A 20,089-nucleotide genomic window follows, 5' to 3' on the forward strand; every position below is an offset into this window, starting at 1 on the left:
TATAATGAAGTTATTAACGAAAAGCAAAGTTGCTAAGCTTTGTGGGTGTGTTGGTATCGCTTTGAGTTCTGCGTCTTATGCCGCGAACAACGGTGTTGCACAAACCACACTCCCAATACAAGCCATTGAGAACTTACCAAATGGCAAACTAAAAACTAGCCTGAGTAAACTCCCCCCTCATGCCCAACAAAAAGCGCTCGTGCAGCTCAACGAACTGGCAATTCCAGCCATTGATACCTTGCTTATGCAGGCAGATAGCAGCGGTGAACTGTTCTATATCGAAGAAGGGTTGGTTGAAACCACTTCCCCCGATAGTGAGGAAGCATATACTTTACCGCCTGTTGATGTGTTTAAACTACATAGCAATGAGCACTCAAATAACAAAGTATTTTTAGATTTCGATGGCGGTACTGTCAGCAACCGTGCTTGGGGAAGCGGATCCAGTTATGATTCTGTTCCCTATGATTTAGATGGCGACCCTACGACTTTCAACGACAATGAACGTGCACGTATCCATGAGATCTGGAACCGTATGGCGGATGACTTCGCCGCTTTTGATATTGATGTAACGACAGAAGCGCCCGTTGAATTTGGCCCCAATGTTGGCTGGGTATTATTTACCAAAGATACAGACTTATCGGGTAAGGCGATGCCACATCAAGGTGCAGGCGGTGTAGCGTATGTTAATGTGTGGGGACGCAGTAATTTCAGTTATTACCAGCCGGCGTTTGTTTACTACAATCGTCTCGGCGCAGGCGTAGCAACTTATATGGCTGAGGCAGGCTCTCATGAGCTGGGTCATAATTTGGGCTTAAGCCACGATGGCACCTCAACGCAAAGCTATTATGCGGGTTTAGGTAGTGATAGCGAACCCAGCAGTTGGGCGCCTATCATGGGCGTCAGTTACTATAAAAATGTAACGCAATGGAGCAAAGGTGAATACCCTGACGCGAATCAAACCCAAGACGACATCGCTATTATAGCAACCAAGCTAGGTATGACATTAGATACAGAGGGCAGCGCCGATAACCCTGTGATTTTAAATGTGGACAGCCATGGGGTATTTTCCGCGACCAACCGCCAAATCGATCCAGATAATGTATCCACATACAATAAAGGCAGCGTACAAGTTAGTGACAGCGACTGGTTCCAGTTTAGTGTCGGCGCGGGCCCAGCGGAGTTTATCGCAACCCCTGCTTGGGATGCGTTTACACGCAGTAGCAAGCGCGGCGCAAACCTTGATATAGGCCTGCGTCTATACGATGGGAACGGAACACTCATCAATACCAGTAACGAATACAGCAATACCAACGCGCATATTCAGATAGACCTAGCACAAGGGGTTTATACCCTTGAAGTATTTGGTGCTGAGGGGCCATATGCAAGCGACTATGCAAGCCAAGGCCACTTCTATTTACAGGGTCAAGTTACACCGGCAACCCCAGATAATACACCACCGGACCCTAACCCAATGAGTTTTGCTCAAGCTCCAACAGGAGTGAGTGATTCACAAATCGCAATGCAAGCTGTCAGTGCCATGGATGATAATGGCGGTGTGGTCAGCTACCGTTTCAACTGCACACAAAACGGTAACGTCTGCCAAGGCAGTGATTGGCAAAGTGACACTCAGTTTACAGCGACATCCTTGCAGCCACAAACTCAGTACTGTTTCAGCGTACAAGCCAAAGACTTGAGTGCCAACACCACACTACCTTCTGCCAGTTTGTGCGCCACCACTCAAACACCTCCGCCTGCGCCATTACCCCCTAATCCGGCAAGCAATTTATCTGTGCAAGACGGACAAGATGGTACAGCCCAGTTAACTTGGCAAGACAACAGTGATAACGAGCAGAGGTTCGAAATACAACGTGAATCACAGCATAAAAACGGCCGCTGGCAAGCCAATCAGATAATCGCGTCAGTGAATGCCGATGACACAGCTTACACAGACTATAGTGATAAAGGAGTGTTTCGTTATCGAGTACGCGCCATCAATGAAGTCGCAGCTTCAGATTGGACGTCATGGCTGAGCGTCACTGTCACCAACAGTGGTGATGGCGGCACAGATAAGCCATGTAAAGGCAAAAAATGTAGTAACTAATTAGACATATCTCCCTTAGATATATCCAAAAGCAGCCGCTTGGCTGCTTTTTTTACAGGCCTTTCCTATCACACCAGCGGCCTAGCAACTCAAAGTCCTTTGTTTAGAACCCATACTCAACCCACAGTGAGGTATATAATCGCAGTTAATTACGTCGCTTAACCCTGCCCCAATATATTTTTAACGGTACTGAACAACATATAATGATCATCACACAAAATAGACTTTTGACTTAAATCCAACTGTTGCCCTTTGACCCTGCCAGGTAAAAAGCCTCCTCCGCACAGCGCTCTGTGAGGACACTGCTGACAATCTTGAGGCTGATAGTCTTTCAACGTCAGTAACTTAGCAAACATGGGTTCTTGTTCAAGTTGAGAGATTCCATCTGAAATATGTAAGTCCGTTTTGCATCCACCATCTTTGGCTGAGCGGAAATAGTCTGGGTATTCGATTTGTCCTTGTGTATTGACCACAAACATATTCAGTACATCATTGCCAATGGAGTCAATGTGTACCTTGCTGCCATGTAATACCGTTAGAATATTGAAAAATGAGCGGATATAAATATTGGGGTCATCGTTGCGCATCCAAATATTAAACAACGCCTGTAGCCATTTGCCATAGCGGTGTTGTTTAATGGTGCTATCATGCAACACATCCTGTTTTACTGTGTCATGATTTATCTCTATCGGCCACAACACATCTATCCTGGTGACGGGCAATGTTTTGATCCAGTCAAAGTATTCCTGCGGGCTAATATTGAGATTAATCACACTTAAGAAGCCACTTAACAAAGACTTGTATTGACTGCTGGCGATATATTGTACCGTTTTCATTATGCGCTGATAACTACCATGGCCACTATGATCGACGCGAAACTGGTCGTTATACTGTTGTGGGCCATCAATACTGACACTAATAGACACCTGATATTTCAGGCACAGCGCTAATAAACTGTCCGGTACGGTGATACCGTTTGATTGGATTGAAAACCTGATAGCAAGGTCATACCTACGATTTAATTCATCTGTATGCGCAAACAAGGCAGCGAAACGCTTAACGGGCCACAAAGTTGGCTCCCCTCCATGTAACGTCACCTTAAAATGCTGTTGTGCTGTACTTACACAATACTGAGCAATTTGATCTATCATGAGTGTCGCCGTCGCGACATCCATTTTATTGGCCGTTTCTTCAAAAGTACGATCGGGTCCATTAAACATATAACAATAACTGCAGTTCAGATTACACACACTATTGAGCTTCACTATTGCTGCACTAAACGCCATAATAAACACTCCTTTTTGGCAAATCGGCACCTCACATTAAGTGAAGTGCCGGGTTAAGCACACGCGGGTTAGATGTCCAAAGTAAAGCTCAAAGAAAAGCTAATCTGTGATGCATCAAGCTTTAAGTCATCAATAATATGACCCTTCACAGCTTCCATGATTCTGGACTTACCAAGCTCCTCGTTTAGAGACTGAACATCTAGCTTATCAAGCCTTAATTCAGCTGGCTGTCTGAAGGCCTTTACGGCCTCACTGGTTCGGATTCCTACACCTTTACTCATAATTTAATCTCCTTCTAAATAAGTGAATTTGACTAGTAACTAGTCAGCCCAAACCTAGTACAGGAGTATGAGATGTCAACAATGTTTATTGGTACAAAAATATGGGTTTATATCATGCTTTTTTGGTAAGTTATTAAATGCAATCCTGATTAAGGTGATCAATATGGATGCATATACAGCCAAATTTTTTGCTAAAAAACATCCCAATTTCACAATTGCAAAGCATAGGTACTGTATTGTGTTTTTTACATCAAAAGGTAAACGGCTGAGTCAAAAGAAAATTGACGGACAGGAAAAAAAATAGCAACAATATCCCCAAAAAAGATACGCTCGCCTTCGTTTTATGTGCTTTTCAGTAGGTGGGGAGGAGGTACAATTTTCAGACTTTGGCAACGGCCAATGCCCACTGTAATGTGACCAAATCAAAGCCGGAATTAAGATAAGCGCAGGCGATAATTACCAGTGCTTATCTTTACATTTTACCATCGAGGCATAACCTGTAAGAGCAATGCCTGCTCGCTAATTATCAGCGATAAAATACTTCCACTGTCCCTTTGGTTTTAAGAAGAAGTGGCTGGCCGCGGCGGTCTAACGCTTTTGGCGAAGCAACCTTGATCCATCCCTCGCTGATACAATATTCCTCTACATCATCACGTTCTTTACCATTGATGCGCACACCAATATCGTGCTTTAACACTTCTTCGTTATAGAATCGGCTGCGTGGGTTGATAGAAAGCTGGTCAGGAATATCTGGTCTTGCAGTTGTGTCGTTCATAATCTGTTCTTCGATAAATAAAGTGATAGCTATTGTAGGTAATACTCAGCGGGCGCTCAATACTTGGCAGGAGAAATGTGTACACATACACCATTTTATAATGCGTAAACGCCTTAATTACAGAAACAATAACCGCAAAATCAGACGCAATTTATTTTGCTGTCAAACGCACTACATGACTGCGGTACCAACAGCACTTTGGTATTGTCTCAGATTGAATAAAAAAGGGCTGCATACTCAGCCCCAATTTTGCCAATTAGCCGTTACAACACATCCAGCTTGAAGCATTGTTGTATATAGTGTGCTCTGACTTAGGCGGCATACCACCTGCCACTTGATTTAACTGCTCTTTTGAAAGCTTTGCACTATCTTTTGAAAGGCCCATTACTGATTTTTTATTGAATGTTAATTTGTTTTTCATTTTTATTTCCTTGAATTTGCTACATTGAGCATTTAGCCATAACGTGCACATTAAACATTTCTGTACGCCTGACATCTGATAACGAGAGGGGCATGAATGCTCAGCCCCAGTCAATAGGATTAGCCGTTGCAACACATCCAGCTTGAAGCATTGTTGTATATAGTGTGCTCAGACTTAGGCGGCATACCACCTGCTACTTGATTTAACTGCTCTTTCGAAAGCTTTGCGCTATCTTTTGAAAGGCCCATTACAGATTTCTTGTTGAACGTTAGTTTGTTTTTCATTTTATTTCCTTTAATTTTTATTTATTGGCCTATGTTGTAGGTAAGTCAGGCTGGCCAATGCCTAACTCACTGTTTATCATTTTTCTAGGTGTTTTTTCTGGTTATAAAGTTTTAGTAAGAAGTCATAAATACAGAGCTCTTGCATACGACCATTTCCTTTCAGTAATCGATTGGTATGCATGTGTAGCAGGCTCGCAGCGATCATTTCCAGTGAACAAATTAGCTGGTCTTGCTGGTTAAGGCGGTTTAACTGAGCAACAATAGATCGAATTGCATTTGAACGTATAGCCAAAATATCTGTTATGTGTTGTAACTCAGGGTCATGGTTTTGGTTCTCAAACAAAGCCTGCAAGAACGCTTTGTTGGTTCTAAATTTGCGGCCTAAGGATGTCCTTGTATCAATGTTCTCATGAAACTCTCTCCCATAAGCAGCACGTAAGTTATTTGTCACATTAAGTTTGGCACTCAACGACAAATTAAGGTCTGTTAACAACTGCTCGCACCCTTTGATGACGACTTTCCACAGTAACTCATCACTGATCCCTAAAGAGAGCAATTGCAAGGTGCACACACTATCTGCGGTAAATATTTCTTCAATGAGAGGCATAGCTTTTGCGCCGCCATACCTTTGAGTTTCTCTGGTATATGATATCCATGCCACATCACTTATGTAGCTACGCTGATACAAGTCGTTCAGTAAGGAAGATAGCTGCTCCTGAAGCAGTTTAAGCGAACTTTGCTCTGGAATATAAAGCCGCAGTCGAATATGAAACTCAGGATCTGCATATCGTAGAAAAAAGTACCGTTGCAGCTCACCCTTAGCATATTTGTCTGTCAACCAAGGAGCCAAAACATCGGTTAATATGTCTTCTGCTAAAGATTCGCCACAGTAAATTTTGCAACACAGCCATTGATCTCCATTGAGAAATTTACTCTGATAGCTGGCGTCATTCATAAAGCCGGGAAAGTGAACGAGTTGATGCTTAAACTCAGTATTTCTTAGTGGTAAAACAACTTCATTAAAGTAGCGTTTGTCATTGTAATGCAAGGCGCTGCCAAGTTCTTTTTGCAAGCACTCTTCAAGTTCAACCTGTTGAGTATGTTGTTTAATACTGTCTAACAAAGCGCCTAATGCCAACACATTATGCAAGTCAACGAGTAGCTTTTGATCGTATTCTTTATATATAACGCAACGGGGCAATTTGTACTTACGACGCAAATGATGAACTGTAGCATCTGAAAAATGATTTAAAAGCGCAGTCAACTCAGTTACATCTACACGCCAGCGACGTGGTGCCAGTACCAGCTTACCGAGTCTGATCCTTGGCGTATAGGCCATTTCTTTTAGTGCCACTGGCAACTCGAAGCCTGGCATAGCAATATTTTGATTTTGCAGTGATGCCAAAAAGCCATACAGTCCCAACGAGTTATTCCGAGTATTATGGGCACACGATAGTCTAGGCACCACTTCCTTATTATGTTTGAGTGACCACAATACTACGCGATTATTTTGGACAAATACGTGGAGGTCTTTTAATTCAAGCTGATTTTCTTGCGCTACACTGGCATCTGCCAGAAGTGAAATTTCAAACTCTCTTAATTGTGGACGAGCAATCACATTGCCCACTTTCCCTTCTGGGAAGTGAACGATTTCAGCAAGAATCGCATTTTGATACAATGACTGTTCAAACGCCAGTTCAGACTGAGTAGCAGCCAACAATTGCTCATCTAAGTGACAAAATCGCCCCAATGTATTCGCAGCAGAAGGCCCACCCATGCCTCTAAATTCGAATAACGAAATGTGATCATTACCATCGCTCGTTGCGGCATCGGCAATTAAAGAGCCACAGGCATAATAAGAAGGAGGCAGCTGAGCATTTTGAAGTGGCCCCACCTTGTCTATATCCGCCTTGGTTAGCACAATTTCGTCAACATGTTGATTGCCCGACAGTTTTGCAATAAGCAGCTTATCTAGCGCCGTCAATTTATAGTTCTGTTCAGAGCGCCCAGCTGGGATTGAAACACCATCAAGAATGGGGGTGTTTACACCAGACGAAGTAGAAAACCCTACCCCGCTTTCATCATCAAGCGCTTCAAGTAACGGTATACTATGACTTTCATACTTTGCTATAAAGCGTGATTTAAAATCTGCTAAGCTCTGATCAGCATAACAACTTAACTGTGCTAATACCGAGAGATCCGACATCAAACTATCAATAAATTGCCGTTGTAATCTAAGCTTTTCAGTGTCGTACCATAAGTCAGTTTGAACGCACGAGCTGACATTTACATCAATCGGCAACTGCATGAGCGTATGCAACACCTCCTGATACGCGGCACTGCTATGTCCAAAATCTTGATCCAAATCCGCCAGCTTTTTCTGACTTTGTATCAAAGTGTCAGCAACCTCATCTAAACCACATTGATGACAATAGTCAATAATACCTGCAATGCAGCCTGAACGCGTGAGTGACATGGGTAAACTGACTTGCAACACATCCGCAGCCATCAAATCCCAGACAAACTCTTTAACACCTTGACGTTCAAATTCGTCATCTAAATCGCAAATGCGGCTGATTGCCTCAGCAACTTGAATTTCGTCACGACATATATCGATTGCCGCTTCAACAAACTCATTACTATCAATGCTACTTAAACTATATAATTGCTCTGTTGCGCTGCTTTGACTTTCAATGTATCGAATGGTGCTGCCCAGTTTATATATTGTGCCATTGGACTTTATTCTCAGATTTTCAAACACATCTAAGTTTTGCCACACTTTTTGTTTGAGCTGAAACGGGATAAGCATGTCTAAGCGACTTTTTCGCTTATAGTGCAATGCTTCAATTGCAAGACGAGTATCAGTGCTAATTGTGCCGAGCGCGACGCCTGAAAACATGCCAAAAGGCGTACATCGGCTCGCCATTCGGATAAAGTACTTGGCCAGTACTCTTTCAATTTTTCTGCCCTTTTTACTTGTTGGATCTTTTATCCAATAGTCTAGTCGCTCTTGCAAAGAAGGAGAGGCAATGTACAGCGCTTCTTTGACCAAAGGATCTTGTATCCAGACTTGTAGCTGATCCCTAAGCTCAGTTTCGTCTCCTTGCCAACGATCCAGCGCGTCTATACTGTACTTTGGAAAGCGTATCACAAAAAAGTCGGCGCTCTTAAACTGAGACTGCAGCTGCTTTAATTCTGACATCGTAGTCATAACTCACTAAGATAACAAAAGAAACTCATCCCAGCCGGAAGCTTGCGGATGAAGTAATGACATAATTGCTAAACCAATACCACTGTAGCCAACAAGTAAGCCCCGTCCATCAAACGGTTCATCACTCACTTTATGTTTTGGCATTAAACCTCTCAGTCCACACGGTGTGCGACTTCTTCGAATTAACTCGTCACTCCAGTTTTGGCTTGCATCTAAAAATACCTGTCGCCGCGTCAGCTGATAAAGACGCCTATAAATAAGCGCTATACCAGATACACCATGGCACAAAGAAGCATCCTTCACGTGTTCAGTGTCTGACGTTCTGCTTAATGTTTTAAATGCGATAGACTCACCAAACACCATTAGGTCCGGCAAGTTCAATTCTTTTGCAGCCCGAACTAAAATAAGCGCCGTACTCAGATCCCCATAACACCACCCCAATAAACTCGGGCTGTTTTTGCCACCATGTGAAGGCAGCATTGAGACTTGTTGAACATTTAAAATTTGGCGCTGTAAATAGCTAACAGCCTTCGTTAATAAACTAAGGCATAACGGAGAGTTAATATTTGCATGATAAAATTTAAGTAATAAACCAATAATGCCCACGTTACCGTGCGCGATACCTAAATCAGTTTGAGGATGACCAAGATCCGCTCTAAAAAAAGTTGAATGAATTTGAGTATGCCAACACACCCCGTCCTCATCAACACAGAGCAATTGCGTTAGTTTGGCCAGCACAGCATGACATATCTGCATACCATTGGAAGTATGTGCTCGCTTGACCGCGTAGACGCCGAAACCAACCAATCCGTATAACAACTCATATTCCCCGTCCCATGTGCCTTCGCTAAGTATCTCTAACAAGCACGCATCAATGTCGCTATTATGGTCTTCATCCTTGTTAAGATTTAAGTGATCCAGTAACCATCCCAGACCCGTGATACCATCCGCAAGTGATGCATTCAGATCTTCAGTTGCTGCCTGTTCAAAAAGTCTAACCATTAGCTCATCAATCAAGCTCTGACGCTGCTCACTTGGGTAAATATTGTTCAAACTGGAAATAAACAAAATTTTGCTGGCCAAGCCGTTGGTCAAAGAAGACTTTTCATCATCATATGAAATATTAGTAACTTGCTTCTCAATAGAAAAAAGAAGTGACTGCAAGTCACCTGTCATATCGGTCTGCTGCGCTCCTTGTTGATAGGAGTGCGCTATTCCTTGCATCATTTCGTTAACCCCAAGTGAAAATTTATTATTTTTGTTAATTTTTTATTTGGATTAATAAACCACAGGTTTATTTTTTGTGTCAACAATAAGTTTTTTATTGTCTGATTTAAATCAAATCCTAAGCTCGAATTTTGCGAATTCCATTTTATCTTTTTTCGACAAAGAAGAGCCACACGCACCAGAAACAGGTTTAACTTAATGAAAATTAAACTTATTTAAACAATCACTCATGAATATATTTGTATTTACAGCTAATCATAATTTGTTACAAAACAACTACTCCAGCCAAGGTTCTTGCTTAAATGAAAATAGTTTTAGGTGTATAGGAAGCAAAATATCGCGATCCATGCTGGTGTCTACATACCAGCATACGCAACAGTATTATTTATTCAGACATCCGGCGTATGACGTACTTGTTTATTGGAACTGTAGAAACGATAAAAACAAGTTGTGCCTAAAACAAACAATAATGAACTGTATTTATTTGCGGATAAAACTGAGGATTCAAGGATCTGTTCTCTGATAGCCGCTCATTGCTTACGCTTGCAGCTAATTTTTATGTCGACGTTGCGCTAAGAGCTTATTCACCATAAATAAGCTCATGCGATAGCGGCTGTATACACGCGCCGATATCGGTCGCGTTAGTTTAATTTCTTCGGTCCACTTCTCACTAAGTCTTTACCGTTATCAAACACCTCTTGCGATACCCAACGCCCTAACAATAGTTGATGATTGTCATCAAGCACGGCAATAAACGGACGACCGTCACTGTTATTCGTTGCCAGTGCAACCCCAGCTGCATTTGTCAGCCCCAAGCCTCCACTATCGACTAACCGTAAAAACGACTCCAACTCTTCTAGGGTATCTATTACTTTGTTATCGTTGATCATGCTCTTTACTCTGTTACAACTTACAAGGGCGTAGAATAACAGCTTTACATGGGGTAAATAAAGTTACTATGCCCATGCACTATTTTGTTTTATGGCATACTCGCCCGTTAAACCGGCCTGCTTGTTGCTTACCACACTGCCTCGCCCCGACACTATATTGGTTTCGCCGCAAGTGGACGTTAAACAGCCACCACAAACAAACCAAATAAGTAACACACAGAAAACAACTCAGCGACTTGCACATCCTGACCTTGGATTCTTTATAGTTGTGAATGTTAATCAAATAAGCAACTTCATCAATTAAGTAAGTTTAACTTATTGGCAAATTTTGATTTCAAATAATTTTTTTTATCTTTATATTTCATATAAATAAAATGAAAAACAGCTGATTTTCATACAAATCACAACTAATCATCTTGATTCAAGATTTAACAACTTCCTCTAGTGTTTAATTTTTAACGCTATCAATCAAAGGTTGGCTTAAACAATTTTTATACCAAAGCACATTAGTACTTAAGGGGAAACTATGGTTCACAATAACAAGAAAAAGTTGGCGGTGATCATCAGCCAAATTTTAGTTGGCTCACTGCTGTACACACCAGCTTATGCTGCGCAGCAAAACAATCAGCAACACGCAGATGCCAATAACGACGTCGAAGTAATTCAAGTTCGCGGGATCCGTGGTAGTGTGGTTCAGTCGCTCAACACAAAACGCTACTCGGACGCCATCGTTGATGCGGTCACCGCTGAAGACATTGGCAAATTTCCAGATCAAAACGTTGCCGAATCTTTGCAACGCATTACTGGTGTATCGATCACTCGCAGTTTCGGTGAGGGGGAACGAGTCAGTATCCGTGGTACTGGAGAGAGTCAAAACCGTACGTTGCTAAACGGCCAAGCGGTTGGCTCCGCCGATTGGTGGACCAACTCCGCAGCGAGTCGTGGTTTTAACTACACTATGCTACCGTCTGAAATTATATCGGCTTTGGAAGTATACAAATCACCAGAAGCTGACATAGATGAAGGTTCAATTGGCGGGACTGTTATCGTAAGAACACGTAAACCTCTGAACTTAGAGGCAAATAAAGTTGCAGGTGCCATAATAGCCCAACATAGCGAAGTTTCTGGTGAAACCGACCCGCAGCTTTCTGCCATGTATAACTTCAAAAATGAAGATGAATCGTTTGGTGCCCTCATCTCCGTAGTACGTCAGCAACGCAACCTGAGACGTGATGGTATTGAAGCATGGTCATGGACCTACCGAGATATCACCCTTGAGGACGGTAGCGTTGTTGAAAATGTGTATAGTCCAGGTGGCGGTGGCTCCGCTATGTTCTCACAGGAGCGTGTCCGTACTGGCATTAATTTAGCGCTACAATACCGCCCGAACGAGAGTATGGATGTGACCTTTAATGCGCTAGACTCCACATTAGAGGCCGACAATGAAAACCAAAACTTCCTTTGGTTACCGGGTTATGGCGACTCTCAATACACCGATATCAACGTAATAAGCCACCCTATCGTCGGGAAAATGGCAGTCGGTGGAACACTCGGTTTATCTCCCGATGGTAATAATATTCTTGATGAGACCAAAGTACGAAACTCAGAATTAAAAACCAAATCATATGATTTGAAAATTGAGCATCAAGGAGAGCTTTGGGAGTCTTCTTTACACCTAGGTTACACTGAAGGTTCTGGCGGTTCTCAGGCCGATCGCTCGGTTGGCTGGGAAGGCAATTACGTACACAGCTTTGACGCTTCACAAGCAGAAGATATTAAAACCAGCTATGGTGCAAACCCTAACGATGGTGAAAAGTGGCATCTCGGCTTTTTGCGTTACGATAGCAACGATGCCAAAGATGATGAGAGCTACTTTCAGGCTGATTTTAAACGCCCTATTGACGTAGCGATTTTCAACCAGATTAAAGTGGGCGTTAAATACCGAGATCACAGCCGTTTTAATACCAAACACACCACAGATAACCGCACAGACCTAAATTGGAGTCTGGCAGACTATTCCATGGCAATGCCCAGTGACTATCTATCAGGCCTAGGTTCTGATGGTACAACGCGTAGCTACGCAATCACTGACGCCAATAAAATTCGCAAAGAGGGCGATGCATTGGGATGGAACTTCCGAGTGCTAAAAGCCAGTACTTTTGATATCAATGAAAAAATTACAGCAGCCTATATCAAAGCAAACCTAGATGCAGATGGGCTACGCGGCAACCTAGGTGTTAGATTGGTCAATACAACACAGACTTCATCAGCCTACGCTGGAGAGTCAGGTGCCGAAGTGTGGACCACCCAAGAGAAAGACTATTTCGATATACTGCCGAGTTTAAATTTGGCGATTGATCTCAGTGATGACTTGCTAATGAGATTCTCTGCCGCAAGAGTCATGTCGCGTCCGGATTATGCCGATATGACCGCGTCAACATCGTACAACCTCGAAACGCAAACTGGTACAGGCGGTAATCCTGATATCGACCCATACCGCGCCACTCAATTTGATACTGGCATCGAGTGGTATTTTAGTGATGCTGGTTTATTCTCAGCAGTCATTTTTTATAAAGACATTCAGTCATTTATTGAAAGCCAGCCTGCACTTGAAACCCACGAGGGCAAAGAGATCCTTATCAGTCGCCCCATCAATGGTAAGGCTGGTCGTATTCAAGGCCTAGAGCTTGGGTATCAGCAAGAGCTGTATGAAGGTTTTGGCATTGCGGCAAACTACACTTACGTAGATGGTGAAGCAAAAGATGCACAAGGCAACGATATTACCATTCCTGGTAACTCCGAGCATACCGTAAACTTAAGTTCATACTATGAAAACGAAGTTATCAGCGCACGCATCTCATACAATTATAGAACTGGCTATGATACTGGCCGAGATTGGCCCGGTTACATGGATGATTACGGACAAGTAGATGCCAATGTCACCTATACCTACAGCGAGAATCTGGCGTTTGTTGTCGAAGCAATCAATTTAACAGATGAACATACCTTCAGTTACCAAGAAAAAGGTGTGGAACAGGCTTTAACAGGTGTCTATGCGGATGGACGACGCTTTAGCGCCGGTGTCAGGTTTAATTTCTAGTCTTCGTAAGAAGTAATGAATGCGAACATGGATGTTCGTCAAACTCAAGTCGTACTACTGCTAACACAGGTTCGACTTTATCGACTCCCTGCCCGGAGTCTTAAAGCTGATAGCACTTGCTATCAGCTTTGTTCATTGTGTTATGAACGAAATTCGACTTTTTCATCTCGCTCGCTGAATATTGGTCTGTGGATTATTTTAATTTCGCTTATATTGTGGTTAGATAACCAGTCAAGTCGAATAACGCATAACAACACAAGCCAAAGGGTGAGTAACAAATAAGATGCATAGCAACCTCATTACCAGGCTTATTTTCTCATTCCTGCTTGGATGTAGTTGGCTCAGCAGAGCAGACCTCTATGACGCCACCCTTGCCTATCAAGAAGCTGATTATCAAAGTGCATTTACACAGTTTAATCACCTCGCACAACTTGGCAATGCAGACGCTATGTATAATCTAGGGGTCATGTATTTGTATGGGCAAGGCGTTGAAAAGAGCACAGCCGATGCTTTTACTTGGTTCTCACTGGCCCATGACTTTGGTATCCCAGAAGCACTGCAAACCGCGCAACTCGTGTTACAACAAGCGAATGGCCACCATCGCTTAAAAGAAGCGATGCGCCTGCAAAAAGACAGCCTGACAAAGACTTATTTATTGGATTTAACATTATCTCAACTGGAAAAAAAAGAGACCGTTTCAGCTGTCAATAAAGTCGTCGATGCACTTCCAAAATATCCAGAAGAGGCAATCCGACAAGGCGTTGAAGGATGGGTGTGGCTGGAATTTGATATCGACAATAACGGTAAAGCCATCAATATTGAAGTGGTTGACAGTTACCCTAAGCATACCTTTACCGCAAGTCTGCTCAATGCTGTGGAAAAATGGCGCTTCAGTAGCGCAAAAGCCAATCACTCACTTATTTACCACTTCGCCACTTACAAGGGCGAGCAATATCACGCCACTTTAAAACTGCAAAAAAAGGATTACGAGCAACAACTTATGCTCAATATTGATGCAGCTGAAAAAGGGGTTGCACAGGTGCAATACAATATTGCTAACTGGCTAAGTATGGAAGACTATAATGCATATCAGCTATTGCGTTACCACTGGCGTACTGATGATCCCAGTAATCGCCTACTGCTCGCCGCCGCCAAGAATGATTACGAATTAGCACAATATCGACTTGCAATACAGCTACTCAATAGAGACGAGAAAGAGTTAGCAACTCTTTGGCTGGAACATGCTGCAAAAACGATGAATATTGCGCGCTTTAGGCTGGCTACGCTGTTATTACAAAATACGGATGAAGAAACAGCACTGATAAAAGCTTTGAATATGCTCGAACAGGCGGGCTATGCACAGCACCTGCGTGCTATTATTTTACTGACCAATACACACCTAAATACCACACAAAATCTTGAAAAAGCGCGCTACTGGGTTAATCAAGGGCTCGCGTTAGACGCCACTCACCCACAGTTGTTATTACTACATGCCAAGCTGAGTTCCTCCAGCGCGCAAGCAAAACAGTTACTATCGAAAGCATTTCAGTCAGCAACGGAACGTGGCTGGAGCACAGCTGAAATACAAGCTTTTGCACAGCAACTAAAATAGCCGCTTACTGCTGTTCAAGTAACACAATGTCGCTTTCGTAATTATTGATTCGATTAAATATGACTTTACTACCATCAAAACTCGACAACACTTGTAATTCTTTTATATCCGCGTACAAATGCAAGCCTACAGCCTGTATTTCTTGTACCGTTCCAGTGCTGTTCAGGTAACGATAAAGCACCAATTGGTGCCCTCTTTTTAATATAAAATATATGCCATCTTGATATACCGCGCTCTGATACAGAGAAAGTGATACTCTTAACTGCTCCACATCAAACATATTGGCCAGTGTCGCGATTAAAAAGTCTTGCACCTGAGATTGATAATCCACAAAGCTCGAATTTTTTACTACCAATGGCAATTCACTTACATCGCTAGTGAGTGCTTGCTCGCTACGACCTTGGGATATATCAAATTGCCAGTCCTGCCAGTTAGCATCATCAGACAATTTGGCTTGATACTGCAAATTACGACTATCATCTGACCAACGAAGGCTGGCAATATCTGAAAAGTTATCAATGATTTTTTTTACTTCTTTGCTAAAAGAACTCACTAAATACACTTTATTGGATTTTGACAATACCGCTAAATATTCACTACTTGGCGACAGTAGCAATAAAATCGGAGTTTCCCCTTGGGGCATGGTCCCCAATAAACTTGAGGTCGGTCGGTAAGCATATTTGTGCCACAGCTCATATTTGCTAACCCCTTCATTTTTGGCTGCGATAGATGCGTACACAAAATGTAAGCCGTCTTGCGAGAGTGTTGCCAATAAGTCCATCCGAGACGGAGACGTCAGCTGAATTTGTTTACTTTTATTTGCGTCGTTCAGTTCTAACTGGTAATAGTTAATTTCCGCCACGCCCTCTGTATGAGCAGATACCTCTGCATTGGCGTGCAGGTCTATTTCGGTAATTGACCCAAAACTGGCATAAAGTAATTGCCTACTCGCCCCTTGTACTTTCTCAATTTCATTCGCAGCCAGTAGCATTGAGCCGGGTTCATCCCCATGGCTGAATGAGGCATAGGTTTTATCTGCAACTTGAGTAATGGTTCGTTCAATATTTGCCAACTCTGCGAGATTGGCCTGAAACACCCCGTGTTCTTTGATCTGATAAAGCAAAGAATGCAGCTTCACGTGATAGTGAGTCACATCTCTGATAGGCAGTGCTGTTTTACTGGCAACCTTAGGCGCTCTACCATCAAAAGTTACATGTAACGACTGTAAATAAGCCCCATCTTTGTCCCATACCTTAGTGATAAATTGATTGCTGCTGTAGGGCAACCATGGCGCAGAGTCTTGGGCACTATTACAGGTATCTAAAACCGTATCCCGTGCCAAACGCCACATCTCTACTGGCCCCTTCACATCCAGCGCACGTATTTCACAAGAAACTGGATCGGAGCGTGAATAAATCAACCAATTACCATCTGCTGACCAACTCGCCGACTCCTCGCTATAACCACTGCTTTTTATGGTATGTGTTGTTTTAGTTTCCAAGTCATATACAGCTAAGTCAAACTGATCCGCGCCATCAGCCAAATAGCTGTACACCAGATATTTACCATTGGGTGAAAAGCGAATGAATAACTCAGCACCTGGGGCTGAGGTGATCCTCGTAGTATTGAGCTGTTGAGGCGCAACTTCTTGTTGCCAATAGTGGCTAATCGTAAATCCAGCAGATGCAATGATAGCCCCAGTCAGAAATCCCGACAGTGCAAATTGTACACCTCGACCTCGAGATACTTCCTCAATTTGCTCAAACAGTGTTGGTGCCTTTTCAACGTGCGCAATACATTGATAACCAAGACGCGGGACTGTTTTGATAATTTTAGGTTCAGCCGGACTATCGTCCAAAAGTCTACGCAACTGAGCCACCAGCTGGCTCACCGAGTTGTCACTCACTATAGTGCCAGGCCAAAGGGTATTGAGGATTAGTTCTCGTGTTACCACCTCGCCATGATTGATAATCAACAGGCGCAATAAAGCGGCATGTTTCGCTTCGATGCTTCTCCAAGATCCTTTCACCTGCACAGACAAGTTGCCCAGATCGACCAGTATCTCATTGATTAAAAAACGTTTATTCAGATTTTCAAGCATTCGCTAAAAATATTGTAAAACTATGGTTCGGCTCGTAATAAAAGCGTATTATGAAAAGCAACAAACAATAACTTACTCGTATTACAAGTTGAGCACAATGTCAGATACTCTCTTATTAACAGCGTCTTGCAGCGCACTTTTTATTGCAGGTTCTAGTTATGCGACAGAGCAAAATCCGACAGTCGAAAATTCAATTGAACGCATTGAAATTCGTGCCTTTCATGACAGCGTTGTCAAGTCTCTCAGTAATAAACGCCACAATCAACAAGTTTCAGACACAATCAATGCACAAGATATCGGTAAGTTTCCAGATAAAAATGTCGCAGAAGCACTTCAGCGTATCACAGGTATTTCTCTTTCTCGCGCACAAGGGGAAGGTGAAAGAATAGGTGTCAGAGGCACCACTCCGGAACAAAACAGAACGTATTTGAACGGCCAATATCTCGCCTCCGCAGATTGGTGGATTTCGAGTCAACCCAGTCGAGGGTTTAACTTCACCTTACTCCCCAGTGAAATAGTCTCTACCTTAGAGGTATTTAAAACACCACAGGCTTCCCAAGATGAAGGCTCGTTAGGCGGTGCAATCAATATAAAAACTCGTGATCCTTTACTGACACCCGCAGGGTACAGCATGGTTACAGCGCAACTACAATACAGTGATTTGAGCGATAAGCTCGACCCCCAACTGAGTGCGATTTACAACTACCACAGTGATAGTGGCGATTACGCTGTTTTATTTACTGCCACCAGACGCGATCGCAGTTTAAGGCGCGATGGCCTGGAATCATGGGGCTGGCATGAGCGTACTTTGTATCAGGGTAATGACAATAACTGGTTTGCTACCCCACAAAGCCAACACGATACAGCAAAAACCATGTGGTTCCCCGGAGGGGGAGGCTCAGCCGTATTTCAACAAAAAAGAGAGTTACAGGCTTATACAATTAATACCGCCGTGCAACTTTCGCCACGTTGGAGGCTCAATGGCCACTTACTATATTCTCACCTAGATGCAGACAATAATAACCAGAACTTTTTGTGGCAAAGCGCAAAATCAGTAGGGTTAGGTGGTGCTGTTCAAGATTTAAAGATCATAGACAACACACTTGTTAGTGCACAGTATTTACCCGTATCAGGTCCATTCAATACCAGTATGGAGGCGATTTGGCGAGATTCACAGCTTAGCACCTATAGCGCGCATGTTGATTTGGCCTACGATGGGATTTTTTGGTTCACTCAATTGCAATTCGGCGTTAGCCATGGCTCAGGGGGAACCAAAGAAGATATCACGGCTCAGTTTTCCGCTAATACACATTTTAGTGTCGATACTTCGAACGGAAGAAATATTATTGCCAACTACACCACCTCACCGTTGGACGCCGCCAACTGGTTTCTCACTGAAGCAAGAAATGATAGCCAAAATGGTGAAGATAAAGCTTGGTTTACCCAACTCGATTTCACTCATGAGGTAGATTTTAAAATTGTTGATGGCATCAAGTTCGGACTAAAATTTAAGGATCACCAACGTGACTTTTTACGTTACCGTTCTACTTCAGGTGGGCTTGATGGCCTTGCAGGTCAACTCGATACCACATTAGCAGATTACCCTAGCGAATTTGTAGATGACTTTTTAACCGACGTGGGGAACTCTAACACCTTAAAGCGATACAGTTTTGCAGATATCCATGCGTTAGCTGAGGATTTTAACCGCCTCGATTTTCGCCAAGAAATTGAAAAAGCCAGTCGATTTCATATCATTGAGCAAACACTTGCGGGCTATGGTCAACTGCAATTGGCCACTAGACACTTTAATGCGAATATAGGTGTTCGAATTGTTAAGACGTTTCAGGACTCCGGTGCATACAAACGCGTCGCCTCTCCCATCGAGGCGCCTGACAGTTATATATGGCATGAAGAAACCAGAGATTACACGGATATACTGCCAAGCATTAATCTCAAGGTAGATTTGAATGAGGAACTTGTCGGTCGGTTTTCCGTCGCACGAGTTATGTCTCGGGCTCAGTTTCATCATCTTATGCCATCGACTAATTACAATGTCACACAAGCGCAGGGACAAGGAGCAATGCCAATTTAGACCCGTATCGCGCAGCTCAATTTGATGCCAGTTTAGAGTGGTATTTTGACGACGCAGGACTTGCATCCATAGCCATCTTCAATAAAGACGTAGAATCTTTCATAGAATTTGATCGCAAACTGGAGTACCACGAAGACATTTTAATGTCGATTGATAGACCAAGTAATGGCGCAGGTGGCAGTATTCGCGGTTTGGAGTTGAGTTATCAACAAACTTTGGCCTATGGCTTCGGTATCATCGCAAATTACACCTTTGTTGATGGCGAACGAGATAATATCGACCACCACTTAAAAAACAAAGTGCCCGGCACCTCAAAGCACAGTGCCAACCTGACCGCTTACTACGAAAACAACCAGTTTAGCACTCGGCTAAGTTATAACTATCGAACTCAGTTTGCTACTGGGGTCGGTGAAACCATCATGGATAACTACGGTCAGTTAGACGCGAGTCTTACAATTAAGCTGAGTCACGCTCTTGACGCACAATTTGAATTTATCAACTGGGCTGATGAGCACATATACACCTTTGATCGCAATGAGTTTGCCCCGACAGGTGTGTATGTTAATGGCAGACGCTATTATGCGGGGCTAAGGTATCAGTTTTAAGTTTGTTTACGTTTACCAGCCACTCTGAACAATCAACAAGCAACTAAATATAATTGCAAATAACATAGCAACCATATTTAATTGCATACGACAGGGCAATGAA

13 protein-coding genes and 1 pseudogene are annotated in these 20,089 nt (G+C 43.0%); 5 read left to right on the top strand and 9 right to left on the bottom strand.

The features are described 5' to 3' along the window. The first annotated feature begins 4 nt into the window (after positions 1-4). Positions 5-2,101, top strand: a complete 2,097-nt coding sequence (locus tag C2M32_RS14825) for a M12 family metallo-peptidase (RefSeq protein ID WP_105169086.1) — start codon at positions 5-7, stop codon at positions 2,099-2,101. 158 nt (positions 2,102-2,259) lie between these two features. Here C2M32_RS14825 and C2M32_RS14830 read toward each other — a convergent pair whose 3' ends face one another. The 8 genes from C2M32_RS14830 to C2M32_RS14855 all read right to left on the bottom strand — a co-directional run bounded on the left by C2M32_RS14830 (position 2,260) and on the right by C2M32_RS14855 (position 10,476). Continuing rightward, the gene (locus C2M32_RS14830) at positions 2,260-3,387 is read right to left on the bottom strand and encodes a radical SAM protein (protein ID WP_105169087.1); all 1,128 of its coding nucleotides are present in this window, start codon (positions 3,385-3,387) and stop codon (positions 2,260-2,262) included. Positions 3,388-3,455: 68 nt separating this feature from the next. After that, on the bottom strand, positions 3,456-3,668 hold the full coding sequence (locus C2M32_RS14835; RefSeq protein ID WP_105169088.1) for a hypothetical protein: 213 nt from the start codon (positions 3,666-3,668) through the stop codon (positions 3,456-3,458). 526 nt (positions 3,669-4,194) lie between these two features. Further along, positions 4,195-4,443 carry a DUF3297 family protein gene (locus tag C2M32_RS14840; protein WP_199886161.1) on the bottom strand — a complete coding sequence of 83 codons (249 nt, stop codon included), beginning with the start codon at positions 4,441-4,443 and terminating at the stop codon, positions 4,195-4,197. 256 nt (positions 4,444-4,699) lie between these two features. Then, entirely contained in the window at positions 4,700-4,864 is a 165-nt protein-coding gene (locus C2M32_RS20570; protein ID WP_158678233.1) for a hypothetical protein, read from the bottom strand. A 119-nt stretch (positions 4,865-4,983) separates the two neighbouring features. Continuing rightward, the gene (locus C2M32_RS20575) at positions 4,984-5,148 is read right to left on the bottom strand and encodes a hypothetical protein (RefSeq protein WP_158678233.1); all 165 of its coding nucleotides are present in this window, start codon (positions 5,146-5,148) and stop codon (positions 4,984-4,986) included. A gap of 76 nt (positions 5,149-5,224) precedes the next feature. Next, positions 5,225-8,359: a lantibiotic dehydratase gene (locus C2M32_RS14845; RefSeq protein WP_105169090.1), complete on the bottom strand. Its 3,135-nt coding sequence runs from the start codon at positions 8,357-8,359 to the stop codon at positions 5,225-5,227. Between the two features lie 6 nt (positions 8,360-8,365). Next, on the bottom strand, positions 8,366-9,586 hold the full coding sequence (locus C2M32_RS14850) for a lanthionine synthetase LanC family protein (protein WP_105169091.1): 1,221 nt from the start codon (positions 9,584-9,586) through the stop codon (positions 8,366-8,368). A 641-nt stretch (positions 9,587-10,227) separates the two neighbouring features. Further along, the gene (locus C2M32_RS14855) at positions 10,228-10,476 is read right to left on the bottom strand and encodes a hypothetical protein (protein ID WP_105169092.1); all 249 of its coding nucleotides are present in this window, start codon (positions 10,474-10,476) and stop codon (positions 10,228-10,230) included. 526 nt (positions 10,477-11,002) lie between these two features. On the opposite strand from C2M32_RS14855, the gene C2M32_RS14860 reads away from it, so the two are divergent. Further along, the gene (locus tag C2M32_RS14860) at positions 11,003-13,576 is read left to right on the top strand and encodes a TonB-dependent receptor (protein WP_105169093.1); all 2,574 of its coding nucleotides are present in this window, start codon (positions 11,003-11,005) and stop codon (positions 13,574-13,576) included. Between the two features lie 283 nt (positions 13,577-13,859). Continuing rightward, positions 13,860-15,188, top strand: coding sequence for a TonB family protein (locus tag C2M32_RS14865; protein WP_105169094.1), 1,329 nt, complete (start codon positions 13,860-13,862; stop codon positions 15,186-15,188). A 4-nt stretch (positions 15,189-15,192) separates the two neighbouring features. Here C2M32_RS14865 and C2M32_RS14870 read toward each other — a convergent pair whose 3' ends face one another. Further along, positions 15,193-17,289 carry a winged helix-turn-helix domain-containing protein gene (locus C2M32_RS14870; protein ID WP_105169095.1) on the bottom strand — a complete coding sequence of 699 codons (2,097 nt, stop codon included), beginning with the start codon at positions 17,287-17,289 and terminating at the stop codon, positions 15,193-15,195. Positions 17,290-17,386: 97 nt separating this feature from the next. On the opposite strand from C2M32_RS14870, the gene C2M32_RS14875 reads away from it, so the two are divergent. Both C2M32_RS14875 and C2M32_RS20860 read left to right on the top strand, forming a co-directional pair. Next, the gene (locus C2M32_RS14875) at positions 17,387-19,381 is read left to right on the top strand and encodes a TonB-dependent receptor (RefSeq protein ID WP_234401305.1); all 1,995 of its coding nucleotides are present in this window, start codon (positions 17,387-17,389) and stop codon (positions 19,379-19,381) included. A 29-nt stretch (positions 19,382-19,410) separates the two neighbouring features. Next, a pseudogene (locus tag C2M32_RS20860) lies at positions 19,411-19,986 on the top strand (TonB-dependent receptor domain-containing protein); the annotation flags it as partial. Positions 19,987-20,089 lie beyond the last annotated feature (103 nt).

Source organism: Pseudoalteromonas sp. T1lg23B, from assembly GCF_002964665.1.
Lineage (GTDB): Bacteria > Pseudomonadota > Gammaproteobacteria > Enterobacterales > Alteromonadaceae > Pseudoalteromonas.

Coding starts and splice junctions, on each gene's coding strand:
- C2M32_RS14825 (WP_105169086.1), top strand. CDS start 5: ATGAAGTTATTAACGAAAAGCAAAGTTGCTAAGCTTTGTGGGTGTGTT.
- C2M32_RS14830 (WP_105169087.1), bottom strand. CDS start 3,387: ATGGCGTTTAGTGCAGCAATAGTGAAGCTCAATAGTGTGTGTAATCTG.
- C2M32_RS14835 (WP_105169088.1), bottom strand. CDS start 3,668: ATGAGTAAAGGTGTAGGAATCCGAACCAGTGAGGCCGTAAAGGCCTTC.
- C2M32_RS14840 (WP_199886161.1), bottom strand. CDS start 4,443: ATGAACGACACAACTGCAAGACCAGATATTCCTGACCAGCTTTCTATC.
- C2M32_RS20570 (WP_158678233.1), bottom strand. CDS start 4,864: ATGAAAAACAAATTAACATTCAATAAAAAATCAGTAATGGGCCTTTCA.
- C2M32_RS20575 (WP_158678233.1), bottom strand. CDS start 5,148: ATGAAAAACAAACTAACGTTCAACAAGAAATCTGTAATGGGCCTTTCA.
- C2M32_RS14845 (WP_105169090.1), bottom strand. CDS start 8,359: ATGACTACGATGTCAGAATTAAAGCAGCTGCAGTCTCAGTTTAAGAGC.
- C2M32_RS14850 (WP_105169091.1), bottom strand. CDS start 9,586: ATGATGCAAGGAATAGCGCACTCCTATCAACAAGGAGCGCAGCAGACC.
- C2M32_RS14855 (WP_105169092.1), bottom strand. CDS start 10,476: ATGATCAACGATAACAAAGTAATAGATACCCTAGAAGAGTTGGAGTCG.
- C2M32_RS14860 (WP_105169093.1), top strand. CDS start 11,003: ATGGTTCACAATAACAAGAAAAAGTTGGCGGTGATCATCAGCCAAATT.
- C2M32_RS14865 (WP_105169094.1), top strand. CDS start 13,860: ATGCATAGCAACCTCATTACCAGGCTTATTTTCTCATTCCTGCTTGGA.
- C2M32_RS14870 (WP_105169095.1), bottom strand. CDS start 17,289: ATGCTTGAAAATCTGAATAAACGTTTTTTAATCAATGAGATACTGGTC.
- C2M32_RS14875 (WP_234401305.1), top strand. CDS start 17,387: ATGTCAGATACTCTCTTATTAACAGCGTCTTGCAGCGCACTTTTTATT.